This window comes from Pseudomonas sp. AMR01 (assembly GCF_041946035.1).
GTDB lineage: Bacteria > Pseudomonadota > Gammaproteobacteria > Pseudomonadales > Pseudomonadaceae > Aquipseudomonas > Aquipseudomonas antarctica_B.
In genome coordinates, this window is sequence record NZ_JAUTYR010000053.1 from 1 (window position 1) to 19,110 (window position 19,110).

At 58.4% G+C, this 19,110-nt stretch carries 14 protein-coding genes; 7 read left to right on the forward strand and 7 right to left on the reverse strand.

Going from position 1 to position 19,110, the window contains the following annotated elements; translation table 11 throughout:
• Positions 1 to 119 precede the first annotated feature (119 nt).
• Positions 120 to 905 (reverse strand): sulfite exporter TauE/SafE family protein, encoded by a 786-nt coding sequence (locus Q7C20_RS25140; protein ID WP_348061703.1) that lies wholly within the window; start codon positions 903 to 905, stop codon positions 120 to 122.
• Between the two features lie 90 nt (positions 906 to 995).
• Entirely contained in the window at positions 996 to 1,766 is a 771-nt protein-coding gene (locus tag Q7C20_RS25145; protein WP_348061704.1) for a class I SAM-dependent methyltransferase, read from the reverse strand.
• 138 nt (positions 1,767 to 1,904) lie between these two features.
• Between Q7C20_RS25145 and Q7C20_RS25150 the strand changes: the two genes are divergently transcribed.
• From Q7C20_RS25150 to Q7C20_RS25160, 3 genes are read left to right on the forward strand one after another with little or no spacing between them, the layout of a single operon-like run.
• On the forward strand, positions 1,905 to 2,426 hold the full coding sequence (locus Q7C20_RS25150) for a DUF3455 domain-containing protein (protein ID WP_348061705.1): 522 nt from the start codon (positions 1,905 to 1,907) through the stop codon (positions 2,424 to 2,426).
• A gap of 60 nt (positions 2,427 to 2,486) precedes the next feature.
• A complete protein-coding gene (locus Q7C20_RS25155; protein ID WP_348061706.1) occupies positions 2,487 to 3,014 on the forward strand; it encodes a sigma-70 family RNA polymerase sigma factor in 528 nt (175 codons plus the stop codon).
• Positions 3,011 to 3,685 carry an anti-sigma factor domain-containing protein gene (locus tag Q7C20_RS25160; RefSeq protein WP_375070964.1) on the forward strand — a complete coding sequence of 225 codons (675 nt, stop codon included), beginning with the start codon at positions 3,011 to 3,013 and terminating at the stop codon, positions 3,683 to 3,685. The genes Q7C20_RS25155 and Q7C20_RS25160 overlap by 4 nt, the downstream gene beginning before the upstream one ends.
• Here Q7C20_RS25160 and Q7C20_RS25165 read toward each other — a convergent pair whose 3' ends face one another.
• Both Q7C20_RS25165 and Q7C20_RS25170 read right to left on the reverse strand, forming a co-directional pair.
• Entirely contained in the window at positions 3,686 to 4,987 is a 1,302-nt protein-coding gene (locus Q7C20_RS25165) for an ATP-binding protein (RefSeq protein WP_375070965.1), read from the reverse strand. It abuts the gene before it with no gap.
• A 3-nt stretch (positions 4,988 to 4,990) separates the two neighbouring features.
• Positions 4,991 to 5,692, reverse strand: coding sequence for a response regulator transcription factor (locus Q7C20_RS25170; RefSeq protein WP_348061709.1), 702 nt, complete (start codon positions 5,690 to 5,692; stop codon positions 4,991 to 4,993).
• A 171-nt stretch (positions 5,693 to 5,863) separates the two neighbouring features.
• On the opposite strand from Q7C20_RS25170, the gene Q7C20_RS25175 reads away from it, so the two are divergent.
• The 3 genes from Q7C20_RS25175 to Q7C20_RS25185 all read left to right on the forward strand — a co-directional run bounded on the left by Q7C20_RS25175 (position 5,864) and on the right by Q7C20_RS25185 (position 11,072).
• Positions 5,864 to 7,018 (forward strand): efflux RND transporter periplasmic adaptor subunit, encoded by a 1,155-nt coding sequence (locus Q7C20_RS25175; protein ID WP_375070966.1) that lies wholly within the window; start codon positions 5,864 to 5,866, stop codon positions 7,016 to 7,018.
• A 6-nt stretch (positions 7,019 to 7,024) separates the two neighbouring features.
• A complete protein-coding gene (locus tag Q7C20_RS25180; protein ID WP_375070967.1) occupies positions 7,025 to 10,114 on the forward strand; it encodes a multidrug efflux RND transporter permease subunit in 3,090 nt (1,029 codons plus the stop codon).
• 316 nt (positions 10,115 to 10,430) lie between these two features.
• Positions 10,431 to 11,072 carry a DUF1345 domain-containing protein gene (locus Q7C20_RS25185; RefSeq protein ID WP_375070968.1) on the forward strand — a complete coding sequence of 214 codons (642 nt, stop codon included), beginning with the start codon at positions 10,431 to 10,433 and terminating at the stop codon, positions 11,070 to 11,072.
• Between the two features lie 56 nt (positions 11,073 to 11,128).
• On the opposite strand, the gene Q7C20_RS25190 is transcribed toward Q7C20_RS25185, so the two are convergent.
• The 3 genes from Q7C20_RS25190 to Q7C20_RS25200 form a co-directional block, all read right to left on the reverse strand.
• Positions 11,129 to 13,381 (reverse strand): autotransporter outer membrane beta-barrel domain-containing protein, encoded by a 2,253-nt coding sequence (locus Q7C20_RS25190; RefSeq protein ID WP_375070969.1) that lies wholly within the window; start codon positions 13,379 to 13,381, stop codon positions 11,129 to 11,131.
• A 231-nt stretch (positions 13,382 to 13,612) separates the two neighbouring features.
• Entirely contained in the window at positions 13,613 to 15,679 is a 2,067-nt protein-coding gene (locus tag Q7C20_RS25195; protein WP_375070970.1) for a hypothetical protein, read from the reverse strand.
• A 170-nt stretch (positions 15,680 to 15,849) separates the two neighbouring features.
• A complete protein-coding gene (locus Q7C20_RS25200; RefSeq protein ID WP_375070971.1) occupies positions 15,850 to 17,766 on the reverse strand; it encodes a hypothetical protein in 1,917 nt (638 codons plus the stop codon).
• Between the two features lie 275 nt (positions 17,767 to 18,041).
• Between Q7C20_RS25200 and Q7C20_RS25205 the strand changes: the two genes are divergently transcribed.
• The gene (locus Q7C20_RS25205; protein ID WP_375070972.1) at positions 18,042 to 19,100 is read left to right on the forward strand and encodes a LacI family DNA-binding transcriptional regulator; all 1,059 of its coding nucleotides are present in this window, start codon (positions 18,042 to 18,044) and stop codon (positions 19,098 to 19,100) included.
• The last annotated feature ends 10 nt before the right edge of the window (positions 19,101 to 19,110 follow it).

A 19,110-nucleotide genomic window follows, 5' to 3' on the forward strand; every position in this document is an offset into this window, starting at 1 on the left:
TGGGGCGAAGACCTTTTGGTTACTTTTGGGGCGTTTGCCAAAAGTGACCCGCTGTAAGAGCGGAACCCATATCAGCCCTAACTCAAACAACGGATATGTACACCACCCCCCCGTCCAAATCAAAACGCCAATTTATACCCAATGCTCATCAACATAATCGCCAAACAAGGCCGCAACACACCATCCGGCACCTTCCCGGTCATGTGACTCCCCAGGTAAATCCCCGGCAACGACCCCATCAACAAAAACCCCAGCAAATGCCAATCCATATTCCCCATGCTCGCATGCCCCAACCCCGCGACCAGCGTCAACGGCACAGCGTGCGCAATCTCAGTCCCCACCAACCGCCGCGTAGCCAGAAACGGATACAAAATAAACAACGCCACAGTCCCCAGCGCACCAGCGCCGATAGACGTCAGAGCAACCATGGTGCCCAAGACCGCCCCAGTCACCACCGTCAACGCATTCAGGTTACGCGGGCTCATCTGATAGTCATCACCCGCATGACGCTGAGCAAACGCCAACAAACTTTTCTTGAACAAAATCGCCAGCGCCGTCAGCAGCAACACCACCCCAAGCGCCTGCTTGATCACCGCATTCATCGCAGTCGGATCCGTGTGCAAACTGGCAAGAAACCACAACGTCAGCAACACTGCAGGCACGCTGCCCAGGGTCAGCCAGCCGGTAATGGTCCAGTCGATATTCCTGTTCTTGCTGTGAACCAGCACCCCACCGGATTTGGTAATCGCCGCGTACAAAAGATCAGTGCCCACCGCAGTCGCGGGATTAATACCGAACCAGAGCAGAATCGGCGTCATCAACGACCCCCCGCCGACCCCGGTCATGCCGACGATAAAACCAACGATCAGGCCAGCCACTACAAAACCAACATTACCCACATCCATTACAGCACCTGCGGCCATATAAATTTCTGGCCGCAGGATAGCGATTTTTCTTATAACGACTTATATCAATGTGATCTGACTTTATGCTTTTTATGTCAGTCGCTGACAGACGAACGCCTGGGTTTGATACGGGAACGCAACGGTATCCCGTCCGATCAAGTCGGGATGGGTGTCGATCAATGCCTGCAACTGCGAGGTCACCACAGCCTTTTGCGCCGCAGGCAACGCGGCGATAAAGCTCACCGAGAGAAACCGGTCCATGATCACTTCCTGTGGGCTGCCGACATGGCTGTAGGTAAAGCACGTCATTTCGGGCGCGGAAAAATACTCGCCGGTGAAGGCTTCGCGCCAACGGCCTGTGTGAAAACGCGGCGTGTCGCCTTCGTAGGGCGTGATGATCGCGGTAATCGCGGCCACCCAACCCACCGACTCATCGCGCACATTCCACACCAGCCCCAAACGACCGCCAGGCTTGAGCACGCGGTGAATTTCTGCCAGAGCGGCCTCAGTCGAAAACCAATGGAAGGCTTGCGCGCACACCAGCGCATCGGCGCTGGCGGCGTCCAGAGGGATGGACTCGGCGGTGCCGTTAAGCAGGCGTACATCCGGCAACAGTTTTCTGAGCTGCGCGCCCATTGCCTCCACGGGCTCGACGGCAATCAACGTCGGCGCCAGGGTGCTGAGCATGCGGGTGAATTTACCGGTGCCGGCGCCGAGGTCGATGACCGTCGACCGGGCATTGATGTGCAAGGTGTTGGCGAGCCAGCCGGTGAGTTGCCGTGGATAGTCCGGCCGGCCTTGGGCGTAGGTAACGGCCTGGGTAGAGAAACCTTGTTGAGCAGACGTGTGAACACCAGTCATTGCCAATCTCTCTTAGGGTAAAGCGGGGGCACAGTGTGCGCCCTCTCAGGTTTATTTTCTAACCCGTGCATCCAATCGCGCGAGTCGTGTGTAGTCCTTTCAGTCACCCCGCTGTTTTACTGAAATGGAGCTATACCCATGAACGCTAAAGCACTGCTCTGCCTTACCGCCCTGCTCACCGCCGCACCAACGGTATTCGCCCAAACCGACTTGCCTGAGAGCATCAAAGTGCCGGCCGGCCACAAGGTCGCGCTGGAGACCACCGGCGTCGGCGAAATCACCTACGAGTGCAAGGACAAAGCCAACGCTGCGGGCCAGACCGAATGGACCTTCATTGGCCCCAAAGCTGTTTTGAATGACCGCAGCGGCAAACAAGTGGGCACCTACTTTGGTCCGCCGGCCACCTGGCAAGCCAAAGACGGCTCGAAAATCACCGGCACTCAACTTGCCGTAGCGCCTTCGAGTGCAGGCAACCTGCCCTATCAACTGGTCAAGGCCAACCCGGCCGAAGGCAAGGGCGCAATGAGCGGTGTGAGCTACATCCAGCGCGTCGCCCTTAAAGGTGGCGTGGCGCCGAGCAGCGCATGCACGGCGGCGAATAAAGGCGCGAAGGAAGTGGTGAAGTACCAGGCCGACTACATCTTTTGGGCGGCCAACTGAGTAAATTCGGCTACGCTGGCTGTGGCGAGTGCGCTCGCCACAGGATCCAGCCATTCGGGGATGTGTTGTTTGTTTGATTATGAAGCCTGCCTTGCGGCCTGCGCCCGTGGCGATAAACACGCCTTGCGCCAATTGTATGCGCAGGACAGCAGCCGTTTGCTCGGCGTGGCGATGCGCATCGTCCGGGACAAAGCCCTCGCCGAAGATGTCGTGCATGACGCGTTTATCAAGGTCTGGCGCGGCGCGAGCAGTTTCGACCCCAGCCGTGGCGCGGCGCGTGGCTGGGTGTTCAGTATCACCCGTCACCTTGCGCTTAACGCCGTGCGCAATCATTACCGGGAGGTGGCGCTGAGCGATGAACATGAACACGTCACCGCAGCCGAAAACAGCTTCGAATTCAGCGCACGTGAAGGCCGGATTTATCACTGCCTGGAACAGCTCGACCCGGCCCGTCGTACGTGCATCCTGCACGCCTATGTCGACGGCTATTCCCACAGCGAAATCGCACAGAAACTGGACACGCCCCTGGGGACCGTCAAAGCCTGGATCAAACGTAGCCTCACCGCGCTGCGGGAGTGCATGGCATGAATGACCCACTGGATGAACTCGCCAGCGAATACGTGCTGGGCACCCTGCCCGCTGAGCAGCGCGCCGAGGTGGAACAGCGCCTGAAGCAGGACCCGCAATTGCGCGCGGCGGTGGATGCCTGGGAACAACGCTTGCTGCCGCTGACGGCACTTGCCGAACCCGTGCCGCCCTCCGCTCAGCTCTGGCGGCGCATTGAACGTAGCGTCGCCGGCCCCGAGACCGACGTGCCGTGGTGGAACCTGCTCGCACTGTGGCGTGGGCTGGCGGGCGCGGGGCTGGTGACTACCTTGGTACTGGCGGCACTGCTGCTGACGCGCCCTCCCACCGCGGACCCGGCTTTTGTGGTGGTGCTGGTGGCGCCACAGAGCCAGGCGCCCGGCTGGGTGATCCAGGCGAGCAATGATCAGAAGATCCAGTTGATTCCCTTGGGCGTGATGGAAGTGCCCACCGACAAAGCCCTGCAATTCTGGACCAAGGGCGACGGCTGGCAAGGCCCGGTATCGCTGGGGCTGGTCAAGCCCGGGCAAACGCTGTCGGTGCCGCTGGACGCCCTGCCGCCGCTTACCCAGAACCAGTTGTTTGAGCTGACCCTGGAAGACCCGCGCGGCTCGCCGACCGGCAAACCGACAGGGCCGATTCAGGCGATCGGCCGTGCCGTGAAAGTGCTCTGATCAGCCGACGCTGGGCAAGCACACGCAAAACCGCGCGCCGCCCAACGGCGAGGCGGTGGCGGTCAACGTGCCGCCCTGGGCTTCCATCGCGCGCCGGCTGATCGCCAGGCCGAGGCCGAAGCCACCGGTGGCGCGGTCACGGCTGCGGTCGAGGCGGTAAAACGGCTCAAAAATACGTTCACGCTGGTCCAGCGGAATACCGATGCCGTCGTCGTCCACCCAGATTTCACAGCCTTTGGCGCTCACCTGAACACTCACCTGTATGCGCCTGTCGCAGTAGCGCGTGGCGTTGCGCAGCAGGTTCTGCAAGACCCGCGCGGTGAGGCGCGGGTCGAGGCTGAAGCGCTCAACGGAACAGTCGAGCACTACCTCGATAACGATCTCCGGGTTTTGCAGCTCGTCGTCGACACTGCCCAACACGCTGTCGATAAATTCATCGAGCACCACTTCAACCCGCTCCGGCAACTGCGCCGGGTTTTGCAGGCGGCTGTAGGACAGTAACTCCAGCACCAGCTCATCCAGCTCGCGAATATGCGCCACCAGACTTTGCAGGCGTTCGCGACTGGCCTGCGGCAAGTCTTCGGAAAGCGCCAGCGCCAGGCCGAAATCCAGCCGGGTCAGCGGTGTGCGCAGTTCATGGGAGACGGCATTGAGCAGGTCGCGCTGCTGGTTAAGCAAATGCTCGACATCATCGGCCATGGTGTCGAACACCGTCGCCAGGCTGCCGATGTTGGAGCTGGGCGGAATCTGCGTGCGCTCACTCAGGTTGCCTTTACCAAGTTGCGCAGCGGTGCTTTTCAGGCGCTCCAGGTCACGCCAGTGCGGGCGCAGCCAGATCAACAGGCAGGCCAGCAACGCCGCGATGATCAACACGTTGATTGCCCAATACAGCACGTTCATGTCCAGCGGGTCCGGCGGGATCGTCACCTTCACCACAAACTGCGAATTGATCGGCGAGCTGACTTCCTCCATCCAGCCCCACTCCCCCAGGCGCACCACCGACTTGCCATCTTCCAGCTGCTTTTCTTCAGCAGGGGTGTAGCTGGCATCCTGGCGCAGCAGCAATTTCACCTTGAGCGGTGCGAAGTCGTGGTTCAGCTGTTCGGTGACGTGCGACCAGCGCTCCACCGGCGCCCGTTGGTATTGTTTGACGATCAGCGTTTGCTGGCCACGGGTTTGCTCGATGTTGTAGTCCATGTAGCGATGTTCGAACACCTGGATGACCAGCTTGGGAATCAGGTAGATCGCCGTGCTGTAGGTGACGATGGTGATCAGGTAAAGACGCAGCAGTAGACGAAACATGGTTCAGCATTCCCACTCGGAACGGCTGAACAGGTAGCCCTTGCCCCAGACCGTCTTGATCTTGCGCGCCTCACCGGCGTGGTCGTCAAACTTGCGCCGCAGCTTGGAGATGGCCACGTCCACCGAGCGGTCGGTGCCGTTGAACTCGATACCGCGCAGGCGTTGCAGGATCTGGTCGCGGCTGAGCACTTCACCCGCATGCCGGGCCAACACCACCAGCAAGTTGTACTCACCGCTGGACAGCTCCACCGCCTGCTCGCGCCACGTCACGGTGCGCTCCGAAAGGTCGATGCACAGGTTGCCCATCACGATTTGATCATTGGCGGCCAAGGGTTCGGACAGGCTGCTGCGGCGCAGCAAGGTGCGCACTCGGGCGAGCAGCACGCGCGGCTCGCAGGGTTTGGTGACGTAGTCATCGGCGCCCATTTCCAGGCCCAGTACCTGGTCGTGGCTGTCGTCGCGGGCGGTGAGCATCAATATCGGCAGGCCAGCCGAGTCGGCGCGCAGCAAGCGGCAGACTTGCAGGCCATCAAGCCCGGGCAGCATCAGGTCGAGGATCACCAGGTCCGGCGGGTTGAGGCGCGCACGTTCACGGACGTGGTCGCCACGGCTGAGCACGTTGACGTGATAGCCGTTGCGTTCCAGGTAGCTGGCAATCAGCTCGGAGAGTGCGGCGTCGTCTTCCACCAAGAGGATGTTGGGCATGGTGTTTCCAGATAATACGGTTTGTCGGTGCGTTGCAGGATTGTGCAAGGATATACGCCCCCGACGCCGAACGTGGCGCACCTTACATTTCTTCACACACCCGCTACACAGCTTCACAGCACCACGGCGCAGGTGACTTTAGGATGCGCCAGTCAATAGTGGGATATGAGCATGTCGAAAAATCTGTTTGCGCCGTTTTGCCTGCTGGCCCTGACGCTGGCATTAAGCGCCTGTGGCAAGTCCTCGGCCGAGGCGCCGCAAACGCCTCTGGCTAAAGTACGCATCGAAACCCTGCAAGCCAAACCCCTCTCCATCACCAGTGAACTCAGCGGGCGAATCGCCGCGCCGCGCATTGCTGAAGTACGTGCGCGGGTAGCCGGTGTGGTGATGCAGCGCGTCTTCAAGGAAGGCCACGACGTTAAACAGGGCGACGTGTTGTTTCGTATCGACCCCGCTCCGTTCAAGGCCGACCTCGACAGCGCCCAGGCGAACTTGAGCAAGGCCGAAGCGAATGCCTTCCAGGCGCGCCTGCAAGAGCAGCGCTATAGCCAGTTGGTCGAAGGCAACGCCATCAGCGGCCAGGAATACGATAATGCCCGCGCCAACCTGCGCCAGACCAACGCCGAAGTTGCCGCCAACAAGGCCGCCGTCGAGCGCGCAAAACTGAACCTGGGCTACGCCACCGTGACCGCGCCGATTTCCGGGCGCATCGGCCGCGCGCTGGTGACCGAAGGTGCGCTGGTGGGCCAGAACGAGGCCACGCCGCTGGCAATCATCCAGCAACTCGACCCGATTCACGCCGACCTCACCCAGTCGACCCGCGAACTGAATGACCTGCGCCGCGCCTTTCGCGCCGGCAGCCTGAAACAGGTGGGCCAGGACCATGCCAAGGCGACGCTGATCCAGGACGACGGCAGCCTCTACCCATTGCCGGGCAAGTTGCTGTTCGCCGACATCAGCGTTGACCCGGGCACCGGGCAAATCATCCTGCGCAGCGAATTCCCCAACCCGGACCTCGACCTGCTGCCCGGCAGTTTTGTGCGCGTGCGCCTGGAGCAAGCTGTCGACAAACACGGCATCAGCGTGCCGCAACGCGCCATCACTCGTGACAGCGCCGGCATCCCGATGGTGCTGTTGCTGGACGCCGAGCAAACCGTCAGCCAGCAACCGGTGGAGTTGGGCGCGGTGATCGAAGACCGCTGGATCGTCAGCAGCGGCCTTAAGCCGGGTGACCGCATCGTGGTCGAAGGCCTGCAGCATGCGCGCCCCGGCGAAAAAGTCGACGTGGACGACAGCCCCGCCTCTGGCCAGCCCGTTAAGGAATAACCCGCCATGCCGCAGTTCTTTATTGACCGCCCGATCTTCGCCTGGGTGGTGGCCCTGTTTATCCTGCTGGCCGGCGCGCTGGCGATTCCGCAGTTGCCGGTGGCCCAGTACCCCACCGTGGCGCCGCCACAAGTGGAAATCTACGCGGTGTACCCAGGCGCCTCGGCGCAGACCCTGGATGAAAGCGTGGTGAGCCTGATCGAGCAGGAGCTTAACGGCGCCGATCACCTGTTGTATTTCGAGTCCCAGAGCAGCTTGGGTTCGGCCACCATCACCGCCACGTTCCAGCCGGGCACCGACCCGGAAATGGCCCAGGTCGACGTGCAAAACCGCCTTAAAGCGGTGGAGCCGCGCCTGCCGCAAGCGGTCACCCAGCAAGGTTTGCAGGTGGAGAAAGTCTCCGCCGGTTTCCTGTTGCTGGTCACCCTGACCTCCAGCGACGGCAAGCTCGATGACGTAGCGCTCAGCGATTACCTGGCGCGTAACGTAATGAACGAGCTCAAGCGCCTGGACGGTGTGGGCAAGGCCCAGTTGTACGGCGCCGAGCGGGCCATGCGGGTCTGGATCGATCCGCAAAAACTGATCGGTTTCAACCTCACACCCGCCGACGTGAACGCCGCGATCAGCGCGCAGAATGCCCAGGTGTCAGCCGGCAGCATTGGTGACTTGCCAGGCACAAAGACCCAGGAAATCACGGCGGCGATTCTGGTCAAGGGCCAGCTGTCGACGCCGGCTGAATTCGCCGACATCGTGCTCAAAGCCAACCCTGACGGCTCCACCGTGCGCGTCGGTGACGTGGCGCGGGTGGAAATCGGCAGCCAGGAATACCAGTTCTCCACGCGCCTGAACGGCAAGCCGTCCACCGCCGTCAGTGTGCAATTGGCGCCGGGCGCCAACGCGCTGAACACCGCGACGCTGGTGCGGACGAAGATGGACGAGCTGTCACGTTACTTTCCGGCGAACGTGGAATACAAAATCCCGTACGACACCTCGCCGTTCGTCAAAGTCTCGATCACCAAGGTGGTCTATACCTTGCTCGAAGCCATGGCGCTGGTGTTTGCGGTGATGTTTCTGTTCCTGCAGAACGTGCGCTACACCTTGATCCCGACGCTGGTGGTGCCGGTGGCGCTGATGGGCACTTTCGCCACCATGTTGCTGCTGGGTTTCTCAATCAACGTACTGACCATGTTTGGCATGGTGCTGGCGATCGGCATCCTGGTGGACGATGCGATTGTGGTGGTGGAAAACGTCGAGCGCATCATGGCTACCGAAGGGCTGTCGCCCAAAGACGCCACACGCAAGGCCATGGGCCAGATCACTGGGGCCATCGTCGGCATTACCCTGGTGCTGGTGGCGGTGTTCTTGCCAATGGCGTTTATGCCGGGTTCGGTGGGGGTGATTTATCAGCAGTTTTCGCTGTCGATGGCCACCTCGATTCTGTTCTCGGCGTTCCTCGCCCTGACGTTGACCCCGGCCTTGTGTGCGACGTTGCTCAAGCCGATCGCCAAGGGCGAGCACCATGCCAAAGGCGGTTTCTTCGGCTGGTTCAATAAACGCTTTGAGCGGTTTACCGAGCGCTATGAAGGCTGGGTGGCGTATGCGCTCAAGCGCAGCGGCCGTTACCTGCTGATTTATCTGGTACTGCTGGTCGGCCTGGGCTGGATGTTCAGCCGCCTGCCCTCCTCGTTTCTGCCCGTGGAAGACCAGGGCTACACCATCACTGACATCCAGCTACCGCCGGGCGCGAGCAAGAACCGCACGGTGCGGGTCGCCGAACAGATCGAGGCGCACAACGCCGGGGAACCCGGGGTGGGCGACACCACCATGATCATGGGTTTCAGCTTCTCCGGCTCGGGGCAGAACGCAGCACTGGCCTTTACCACGTTGAAGGACTGGTCTGAGCGCAGCAGCGACGACTCGGCCTCGGCCATTGCCGACCGTGCCAACGCCGCGTTCAGCGACGTTAAAGACGCGGTTGCCTACGCCATCCTGCCGCCGGCGGTGGACGGCCTTGGTACCTCCAGCGGTTTCGAATTCCGCTTGCAGGACCGTGGCGGCGTCGGCCATGCGGCGTTAATGGCAGCGCGCACGGAGTTACTGGCAAACGCCGAAAAGAGCCCGATTTTGGCCAACGTGCGCGAAAGTGCCCTGGCCGAAGCGCCGCAAGTGCAGTTGGAAGTCGATCGCAAACAGGCCAACGCGCTAGGGGTTGCCTTCTCCGACGTGGGCAGTGTGCTGTCCTCCGCCATCGGTTCGGCCTACGTCAACGACTTCCCCAACCAGGGCCGCATGCAGCGGGTGGTGGTGCAGGCCGAGGGCGACCAGCGCAGCCAGGTCGCGGATTTGCTCAAGATCAACGTGCGCAACAACGCCGGGAAGATGGTGCCGTTGTCGGCGTTTGTTGAAGCCAAGTGGACCCAGGGCCCGGCGCAGTTGACGCGCTATAACGGCTACCCTGCCATCGCCATCAGCGGTGAAGCGGCGCCGGGGCACAGCACCGGTGAGGCGATGGAAGAAATCCAGCGCCTGGTCAGCCAACTGCCGGCCGGCCTGGGCCAGGAATGGACCGGGTTGTCGTTGCAGGAGCGGTTGTCCAGGTCCCAGGCGCCGATGCTGTTGGGCCTGTCGTTGCTGATCGTGTTCCTGTGCCTGGCGGCCCTGTATGAAAGCTGGTCAATCCCGACCTCGGTGTTGCTGGTAGTACCGCTGGGCGTGCTCGGCGCGGTGTTGGCAGTGAGTTTGCGCGGCATGCCCAATGATGTGTTCTTCAAAGTGGGGTTGATCACCATCATCGGCTTGTCGGCGAAGAACGCGATCCTGATTATCGAGTTCGCCAAGGACTTGTATGAGCAAGGTGAAGATTTGGTCGACGCCACCCTGAAAGCTGCGCGGCTGCGCCTGCGGCCGATCATCATGACCTCGCTGGCGTTCATTCTCGGCGTAGTGCCGCTGGCGATTGCCACCGGCGCCAGCTCGGCGAGCCAGCAGGCGATTGGTACCGGGGTGATCGGCGGCATGATCACCGCCACACTGGCGGTGGTGTTTGTGCCGGTGTTCTTTGTGGTGGTCATGAAGTTGGTGCGTAAGAAGCGCTAAACGCGCGCACCTGTGGTGAGCGGGCTTGTTGTGGCGAGCGGGCTTCCTGTGGCGAGCGGGCTTGCCCCGCGTTGGGCTGCGAAGCGGCCCCATTCAGGAAGACGCCGCAGTGTCAGGTAAACCGCGGTGAATTTGATTGGGGCCGCTTCGCAGCCCAACGCGGGGCAAGCCCGCTCGCCACAACAAGCCCGCTCGCCACGACAGCCCCGCTCGCCACGACAAGCCAGCTCACCACGACTGACCGCACAACAGCCCAGTTGCTAGATCAAACCCGTTCCTCGTATCGTGCTCGCAAACTCCCACGTTGTGAGCATCTATGGCCTTCCTCGCCCGTACCCACCCTCGCCTCTCCACTGCTGCTGTATTGGGCGTTTTCGTGGGTATTTTGGCGCCCGCAGGCTCGCTCCTCAGCAAAATCCTCATCGGCTGGAATGCCGGGGTCTGGACTTATTTATTGCTGATGCTGTGGCTGACCAGCCGCTCCCGCGCCGACGATGTAAAACGCATCGCCGAAGTCGAGGATGAAAACGCCGGGCTGGTGCTGTTCATGGTGTGTATCGCGGCCATTGCGAGCCTGGCGACCATTACCCTGAACCTGGTGGGCATAAAAGACCTGGATGGCACCGCGCGTTTGCTGCATTACGGCTATACCGGCCTGACGGTGATCGGTTCATGGCTGTTGATAGGCGTGATTTTCAGCGTGCATTACGCCCGTCTTTTCTACACCTGGAGCGGTGAGGAGCCACCATTGCGCTTTGCCGAAGGACTGCGCACCCCCAATTACTGGGACTTTTTGTACTTCTCGTTCACCATCGGCGTGGCAGTACAGACTTCCGACGTGGGCGTCGCCTCGCGAGAAATGCGCAAGGTGGTGCTGGGCCAGTCGCTGATCGGTTTTTTGTTCAACACGGCGATTCTGGGTTTCTCGATCAATATTGCCGCCGGCTTGTTCAGCTAAACGCAAAAAGCCCTGGTCTTACGGCCAGGGCTTTTTTATGCGTGTAGCTTCAACGGTTAGAACGAGTAGCGAACGCCAAGGTTGGCCCCGAACACTTGGTCAATCTTGTTGCTGGCGCTGGTCTCCAGGTCGGCATGCATTTGCAGGTTCTGCGAGAGCTTCACCGCCACACCGGCGCCGAACTTGGTGCGTGAGCCCGACAAGTCGTTTTTGAAGGTCTGGTTGTTGACCGAGACCTTGTTATCGTTGGCAAATTCGTGAACCAAAGCGGCGCGCAGGTAAGGCTGAACAATGGTGCCGCTGTCGAGCTGGATATCCCGCCCAACGGTTGCGCCGGCCTCGCCCACCCTTGAACGGGTACGCTCGCCCTCTACCTGCAGCCCGTTTTTCAGGCTGTAATTGCCGCCCTGAACCACGATAGTCGACAGTCGGGCATAGGGTTCTACAAACCAGCCGTCATCAAGCTTGATGTTGCGACCGAACTCGGCCGACACGCTGCCGCCCACGTTGTTGTAGTTACCCTTGGTGGTGGTGGCGTCGCTGAGCGTGGTCTTGGCCTCGTTCTGGAAACGGTTGGCCTTGGCCACAGCGTCAAAATAGAAGCCGCTTTCCTGGTCCATCCAGGTGGCATAAGCACCGACGAAGTAACTTTTGACCGTACCCGATGAGCCACGCGCCAGGTTGAGTTCGGACGTACTGTGACCGGCCATCACACCCACCAGCCATTGGCTGTCTACCAGCGGCATGTCGGCGCCGATCGAGAACCCGCGCTGGTCCTGCTTGTAAGCGGAACCCGAGCTAGCGGACACATCATATTTATTGCCGAAACCGCGGATCCACAGGCCTGCGACGCCTGGCTCGAACCGCAACTCGCCCATGCGCGCACGCAACGAGGCTTCTTCGCCGTACATAATCGTCGGTGCGGTGTTGAACACGGCCATGGCCACGCGGGTACTGCGGCTTGCAACGCGTTTCTGCGTGTCGAGGTACCAGTCAGTTCCTTCTTTTTTCAGATCGTAGGCATAGGCGCCCATGTCGACCGGACCGCCCAGCAGGGAGAACTCGGCATCGCCACCGCCGGTGTGCACGACCTGGGTCTTGACCACTTCGGCACCGCTCGCGGCGAGCGCCAGGCTGTGGTTACCCGTGGCTTCGCCAGTGACGTTGATGAAGTCAGTCTTGCCTTGGGCGAAATCGGTGCCCATTACAAAGGTGCCTTCACCGGACAGCGTGTTGACGTTCAGTTGATAGAACGCGTCGGCAGCGCCCATGGTCACGGTGCCGCCCGCCAGGTTCAGCGCGCCGACCTGGCTGTCGCCGGTCATGTGCCAGCTGGAAGCGTTACCTACGCTCAGGCTGTAAACGTTCTGCAACTGGCCGGTGAGTTCGGCCTTGTTCTGCAGGTTCAAGTGGGCGGTGCTGGTGCCGTCGACAAGGACATTACCGAACAAGCGGCTGTCATCCACGTTCACCGTCGCCGAAGCGCCTTCCCGCACGGTCAATATGTTGCCATTACCGCCTGTCAACGTGGAGCCATTGCGCACATCGATAGTTGCCACCGGTGCGCGATTCTGAACGCCACTGACCAGGATCGCGGAACCGGTACGGCCTTCGACGTTCGTTTGATCCAGCACCAGTTTGCCGTCAGCGTTGGCTAAACGGCCGCGCGTGATCAGAACGCCGTCGGTTGCGCCAACCAGGGTGCTTTGGCTGGCCGTTGCCGTACCACCGTTCAACCTAAGGCCAAAACCTCCCGTTCCAGTGCCCTGAACAACACTGTTCTTGAAGTGCAGCTCACTGTTACTGGAGGCTTCCGCACCGCCTATGGCGCCACTGATAGTGCTGTTGGTCACCTGAGCAGACGAGCCACTTGCACTGCCGATAGTCCCGAAAGACTGCAGGCCTACACCACTGCCATTGGTCACGGCACTGTTATTGATGAAGGCGTTGCTGTTCTCCAGGCGTACCGTACCGAGATTGGTGTTGTTAGAAGTGACCTGAGCGCCATCGAGATTGACGGTAGAACCTGCCGATGCGCGAATATCATTGGCCAGGCTGCCGCTGTTCATGTTCAACGTGGAGCTCGTCAGGCCAATACTGGTGGCGACTGCACGGTCCATGGTCAGAGTGGACAGGTCAAATAACTGCCAGTCGGTAGACTGATCATTGGCGCCAATGGTTTTTTGCTGACCGTTCAGTTGAACCGCCTGCGCTTGCCCCTGCATCGCAACAAGTAAGCAGAATGTAATGGTGGGGACTCTCATCATCGCGCTCAAGGGCTTGAGCTCGAACGTATTCAGTGCCGACATCGTCAATCACTCTCTGGGTGTGGCCTACGGAAAACGGTTCAGCTCGTTGCTGATGCAGGGAGCCTTACCTTGGAGCCGCAGAGAGTAGGGACTAAGCGGCCTGCATTCTGTAGGAGAAATCTCTAATGAAGTCGGGATAAATACACATGACGCGAATGACTAAACGCAGCAGCCCCGGCACTTCCCCTTTCTCACTGTCCTGCGAGTGAGAAAAGGGAAACTTACCCGTGGTTATGGAATTGTGGCTGGGGTGTCAGTCTTATCGCAATACAACTTGACCGTCACGCTGCGGAAGGGAATGGTCGCTGCCGTACCTTCCCCAATCAACCCACCGGCGAGGGTGGATCGACTGTTTACACTGATCGTCCCAATCTTTATTTGCGTGAAGAAAGGGAATGGAATAATGAAAAGATGCCCGCTCGTCTGAATCGAGGCAGTGATGGGCACCTGGAAGGTCTTCCTTTGTGGAGTGGTTGGCTGGACTACCGTGGGTCGTCTCAGGTCAGGTGTGAGGACAATTTCTATCTCCAATGGCTCGCCCACTACAAATCTTGAATCACGCGGCACAAAGATGTGGCCTTCAAACTCCTGCGGCATATTAGTTATTACAGGCGTTTTCAACAACGTGTCACAGTTCCACTGCCCAAAAGTCTGCGTATTACTCGAGTACCTGTATTCAGGGGCGGTCAAAGCAGTTGTCACCGCGCCATTCACACGGACGTCTGTATCGGGTGATCTATTCAAGTTTTCGAGAGGGTCTGGCGTTGCTGAGGAGGCAACGAAGTAGTTCACCTTGTGTGGTCCATTACCCGCGGTCTCCCAATAAGACCACGCTATTGGAACCCGGACTAAATCACCTGCGATCTCAGTGGTGATGGCGAAACCTGGCAGAACGCGAGTGCCATCTATTTCGACAAAAATGAACTGCCCTGCCGTAGGTAGTTCTGGCAGCGTCCACAGTGCGATTGTGGCAAACGAGTCTTGCTTCGCGTCGATTTTCTCCAGTACGTTGGGCACAGTCGAACTTGCACCGTTGACGCTTAAGGGGTTCAAATTAGTGTTTCGGCTACCCGGCACTCCTGGATTAACCGCCCCACGTACACCCAGGTCGAGCGTGATCGAGGTAGACGGAGAAGGGAAACGTTTACCGTTACGTAGTACGTTGTACTTAACCGCGACCGTTTTCGGGCCTGGTCCGGCGCCGTATTCAGCTTTGAGGGCTGCATTTACATTGGTAAACACCAGCGGGACAACGGTAAGTGGCAACGTGATAGCCGGTTGAGCGCCAATAATCAGCTCAATTACATCTGCACCCGCGCCAACCTGCTGGTTCAAGTAGCTCAGAATATGAACGTCAGTAATGTTCAAATAGTCAGCGACGTTGATAAGGGTGTCGGTAGCGTCCGGTGCCAAGGGAACAAGGGGCGCGAGTGGCACAGGGTCCGCCACCAGATCAACTGTCATTTCAAAAGGGGTAGAGGGTGCACTGACATTTCCCAACGAGTCTGTAAGGGTGTAAAAAATTTGAATCTTGCCATCGAGAGGAGAAAAATCGCCTGGCTGGAAGGTGACCGTGTTGCCGGTTTTCGTGAACGCCGTGGCCGGAGGGCCCAATTTCTGCGTAAAAACAGGATTTGTGCCTTGCGATACGAAAAAATCGATCGTGTCCTTGTCCGCCCACATACCGCTTGGAATGGGGTATATGTTGTCAGGCACACTAAATTTGATGCCTCCATCAGCTGTAATATCGGTCAAACTGGCAATAGTCCCAGGCCCCCAGGGCTTGGTGGAAATGAGCGCTGGCGGAATATCTTTCCCACTCGCACGTTCATACGGAGCGCGCCTGTCGACGTTCATTAAACCCGGGGCTGAATATTCACTAGCGACTTCAGGCCTGTCCTCAACTATGTTGTTCGGATCCTTTACGTTCAAAAACACAATACACCGGTGCTGAAAGATACCATGGTCGAACCCACCCGAATCGCCGGTTGGTACAAGCTCTCTTAGGAACTCTCCGGTGTCCACATCAAAATTGGGGCCCATTTTTTCTATATCTTTTTCTGATGGCCCCGGCACCGCCACCCAGTTGCCCCACGTATTGGTATTCGAATTGAAGGTTCGTCGCTGAATCTCAATCCAATCCTCATCGCCCGCAAAACCGACATCGCACCTGAGTGTTAATTTACCATTTGCCATATTGGGGGTTAGTATTCCCGTTGGTGCGCCGTCTATCTTGGGTGCTAATAAAGACGCGGCACCAACGACCGGTGATGTTTTTACAGAAATAGGGATGCTCATTTCATACTCTCCATCATCAATTGATATTCGATTCGAACACAGACTGGCGCACAACATGCCGTTTGAGATATTCAGGTAAAACTATTTCCTCACTGCCTCCCACCCATTAAAAATACTAACAAGCAAAAATTTTTTTATAATTAACATCCACCGCACTACCCCCATCGTTGTTATTTTTCTAGCGGACCGTTCCCTTTTGGCCCGCAATAGTTGCCAGACCCCGAATACTTACGATCAATTTGTACGTAGCCGACTGCGGACTCGCCAATCAAGACGTTATTTCGCAGCACCTGGTACTTGGCCGAACCACCGGAAAAGTCGCTCAGGGGCCTAATCAGTTTTTCATAATTAGTAACAACAAATTTCTGCGCTGCAGTACCGGCCCAGGTAAATGTAAATACTTCGAATGTCTCCGGGATTGGATTACGATCCGGGTAGTTTCTGAATCCCTGCCACGTTAATAACACTTTGTCTCCCGCCTGCAGGACGTGCGGTGCAGGGGTGATCAACACTTCAACACCGTCCCATATTACAGGCTTGGTATAACAGTTTATAAATCGATTGGGGTGATCAACCGATTGAGGGAACGTCGGCCGAGCAAATCTGACAAGCGGGGCGAGGCTGACAGTTACGACGGTGTTGGGTGATTGCTGCTGGTTGACGCCGTTATCGGTTTGATAATAAACGAGCGTATTGGGATTGGTGCCGCTATTTTGAATATCTTGCCAGGGAATAAGATTATCAAAGTCTTTGATCATCCCTTCCACATCACCTTGCACTACGGTGTAAGTAGCAACTGAATCCGGCCGGTTGGGCCAATACAGTAAAGCGCGTTCTCCTACTTTCGGATTTTTGAACACCTTGAATGAGGCGCGCACGCCTTTACCAGCATCGGTCGTGTCCAAATAATTGGGTTTATTGGACACAGCCCCAAAAATAGTAACGGAGTCCAGCGATCGATTAATTAAAATCGGAGCAAGCGGGTTTTCAATCCCGGCGACCCGCTGGTCTTCATCAATCAGCTTCGCGGATGAGGTGATTCCCCTCACGAGGCTGGTGCCGGCACGGAATATCGTATAGGTCACAGGCAGCTTATTATTTCGCTGAGTGTCCGCGCCATTAGCAATTAACATTTTCCACTCGATGCGCACATCTAACGGTAGAGACGTAATTTTCACGCGGTCTGTAGAGGCCACCCCCATATTTACAACACACTCATCGCCTGCCTGAAAGTCGGTGTAATTAACGGAGACCACCACCCCACTGCGAGCGGCGTCCCGATTAATTATCCCCCTCAAGTCGTACGCTGGCACACCAGGCGCCGGTAGACTGGTAATGCGATTGACTTGACCGACAAAAGAAAATTGATGAGAGGTATTTGTTGAAGCATCCATCACCTTATAAAACAAGTAGAGAACCGGGTAGGCAGACAATTTTAGAATCTCGGCCACCGGAATATTTACAATCATCTCTCCGCTGTCCGACACAAAGGTTTGCTTATGCGTCGGCAGACCGGTTGGCACTGCGTCAATACCACTCACCCAAAATAAAATGGTATCACCGGATGCACGCCCCCAGTAATCACCCAACACTTTGAAATCGATAGTCGGACGGGTTTGCAAGTCAGAATCCGTGATGGGATCAATAATGGGTTCCGGCGCGCTCAGGTTGCCGTTTGCACCTGGCGCGATGGTGTCTAACTTAAGCTGGGTGTTGGCCGAAATTTCATAAACATTACTGTTTGGAAACAACGAGTGAATTTCGTAGGAAAGCTGAACCACCTCATTTTTTTGTAGATAGTTTGACGGTATCGTTACATACACCGGAAGCGTCACAGGCCCCTTCAGTTCTATCGCCGGTAGCTTATAGGTAGCAGCACCGTCCGGCGCCCAGACAAACACAACATAATCACTCTCCCCCAATATTGCGGGATAGGTCCAGAGTTCAGTTAACTCCACCCGCAAGCCCTTGGCGATAAGGGTGGCCGGAATAATGCCATCTGACCCCACACCCTGCACTTTTGGTGCAGGCAAAGACGGAACGACTGATGGGCCGCTAAGGGTCGAACCTGAAGTATTGGTAGTCATGTTCTGGTTACCCACTGAAGTAACGTCCCTGGCGTCTCCAACTTTTCAACACGGCGCCGGAGAACATTTTTAATGAAGTGCTTTTGAACTGATTGAATACCCAATGCCTGCGCTCGGCTACTGTCAGAACTAACAGGTACGGCCTCCATTCGTCGGAGTACGTTATTCCTAACGCGAGCGTCTGGATGAAAACAGGCTTGACGCGCCCGCGCTGTTGAGGTTTCCTGAAACCGGTTTCAAAGCTGCATAATTTCCAATAAGAAAGGCATGCCACCGTGACTTCATTTTCTGCCGCCCAGCGCAGCCGCGTGACCATGCTCGACGTCGCCGAGCGTGCCGGTGTGTCCAAGGCCAGCGTGTCGCGCTTCATTGGCGACGACCGCGCCCTGCTCTCCGACGCCATTGCCCTGCGCATCGAGCAAGCCATAGAAGCACTCGGCTATCGCCCCAACCAAATGGCGCGCGGCCTGAAACGTGGCCGCACCCGCTTGATCGGCATGCTTGTCGCCGACATCCGCAACCCCTATTCCATTGCCGTGATGCACGGCGTCGAAACCGCGTGCCGCACGCACGGCTACAGCCTGGTGGTGTGCAACACCGACCGCGATGACGCGCAGGAACGCCAGCACCTGGCGGCACTGCGCTCGTACAACATCGAAGGGCTGATCGTGAACACCCTCGGCCATCACCTCGACCAGTTGCTGGAGCTGCGCCAGGAAATGCCGCTGGTGCTGGTCGACCGCAAGGTCGAGCCATTGCATTGCGACCTGGTCGGGCTGGATAACCGTGCCGCAGTGCGCATTGCCATAGAACACCTGCAACAGCAGGGTTACCGCGATGTGTTGCTGGTGAGCGAACCGGCTGATGGCACCAGCTCGCGCCTTGAGCGCCAGCAGAGTTTCAGCGCCGAGATCGCCCTCCGTCCGAAATTGACCGGTGCCGTGCTGGAAATCGACGCAGAGCTGGAAAACCGTTTGCACACTTATCTGGCAAAGCCAGGCCGCAAGGCGCTGTTCTGCGCCAACGGCATCGCCGCGCTGGCCTGTACCCGCGTGCTCAAATCCCTGGGCTGCCACCTCTTCGATGACGTCGGCCTGATCGCCCTGGATGACCTGGACTGGTACCCGCTGGTGGGCAGCGGCATCACCGCCCTCGCCCAGCCAACCGAGGCGATTGGCGCCAGCGCGTTCGATTGCCTGCTTAAGCGCTTGCGCGGCGATGACGCGCCAACCCGCACCCTGGATTTCGTCCCCGAATTGATTGTTCGCGGCTCCACTTGTGGGAGCTGGCTTGCCTGCCATAGCGGTGTATCAGCCGAGCACAGTGTGGGCTGACGTACCGCTG

What these genes read in the sequence shown, in the direction of transcription:
- Q7C20_RS25190 (WP_375070969.1), bottom strand. Translation starts at nt 13,381, where the DNA reads ATGTCGGCACTGAATACGTTCGAGCTCAAGCCCTTGAGCGCGATGATG.
- Q7C20_RS25145 (WP_348061704.1), bottom strand. Translation starts at nt 1,766, where the DNA reads ATGACTGGTGTTCACACGTCTGCTCAACAAGGTTTCTCTACCCAGGCC.
- Q7C20_RS25175 (WP_375070966.1), top strand. Translation starts at nt 5,864, where the DNA reads ATGTCGAAAAATCTGTTTGCGCCGTTTTGCCTGCTGGCCCTGACGCTG.
- Q7C20_RS25165 (WP_375070965.1), bottom strand. Translation starts at nt 4,987, where the DNA reads ATGTTTCGTCTACTGCTGCGTCTTTACCTGATCACCATCGTCACCTAC.
- Q7C20_RS25185 (WP_375070968.1), top strand. Translation starts at nt 10,431, where the DNA reads ATGGCCTTCCTCGCCCGTACCCACCCTCGCCTCTCCACTGCTGCTGTA.
- Q7C20_RS25150 (WP_348061705.1), top strand. Translation starts at nt 1,905, where the DNA reads ATGAACGCTAAAGCACTGCTCTGCCTTACCGCCCTGCTCACCGCCGCA.
- Q7C20_RS25155 (WP_348061706.1), top strand. Translation starts at nt 2,487, where the DNA reads ATGTGTTGTTTGTTTGATTATGAAGCCTGCCTTGCGGCCTGCGCCCGT.
- Q7C20_RS25180 (WP_375070967.1), top strand. Translation starts at nt 7,025, where the DNA reads ATGCCGCAGTTCTTTATTGACCGCCCGATCTTCGCCTGGGTGGTGGCC.
- Q7C20_RS25160 (WP_375070964.1), top strand. Translation starts at nt 3,011, where the DNA reads ATGAATGACCCACTGGATGAACTCGCCAGCGAATACGTGCTGGGCACC.
- Q7C20_RS25170 (WP_348061709.1), bottom strand. Translation starts at nt 5,692, where the DNA reads ATGCCCAACATCCTCTTGGTGGAAGACGACGCCGCACTCTCCGAGCTG.
- Q7C20_RS25140 (WP_348061703.1), bottom strand. Translation starts at nt 905, where the DNA reads ATGGATGTGGGTAATGTTGGTTTTGTAGTGGCTGGCCTGATCGTTGGT.
- Q7C20_RS25200 (WP_375070971.1), bottom strand. Translation starts at nt 17,766, where the DNA reads ATGACTACCAATACTTCAGGTTCGACCCTTAGCGGCCCATCAGTCGTT.
- Q7C20_RS25195 (WP_375070970.1), bottom strand. Translation starts at nt 15,679, where the DNA reads ATGAGCATCCCTATTTCTGTAAAAACATCACCGGTCGTTGGTGCCGCG.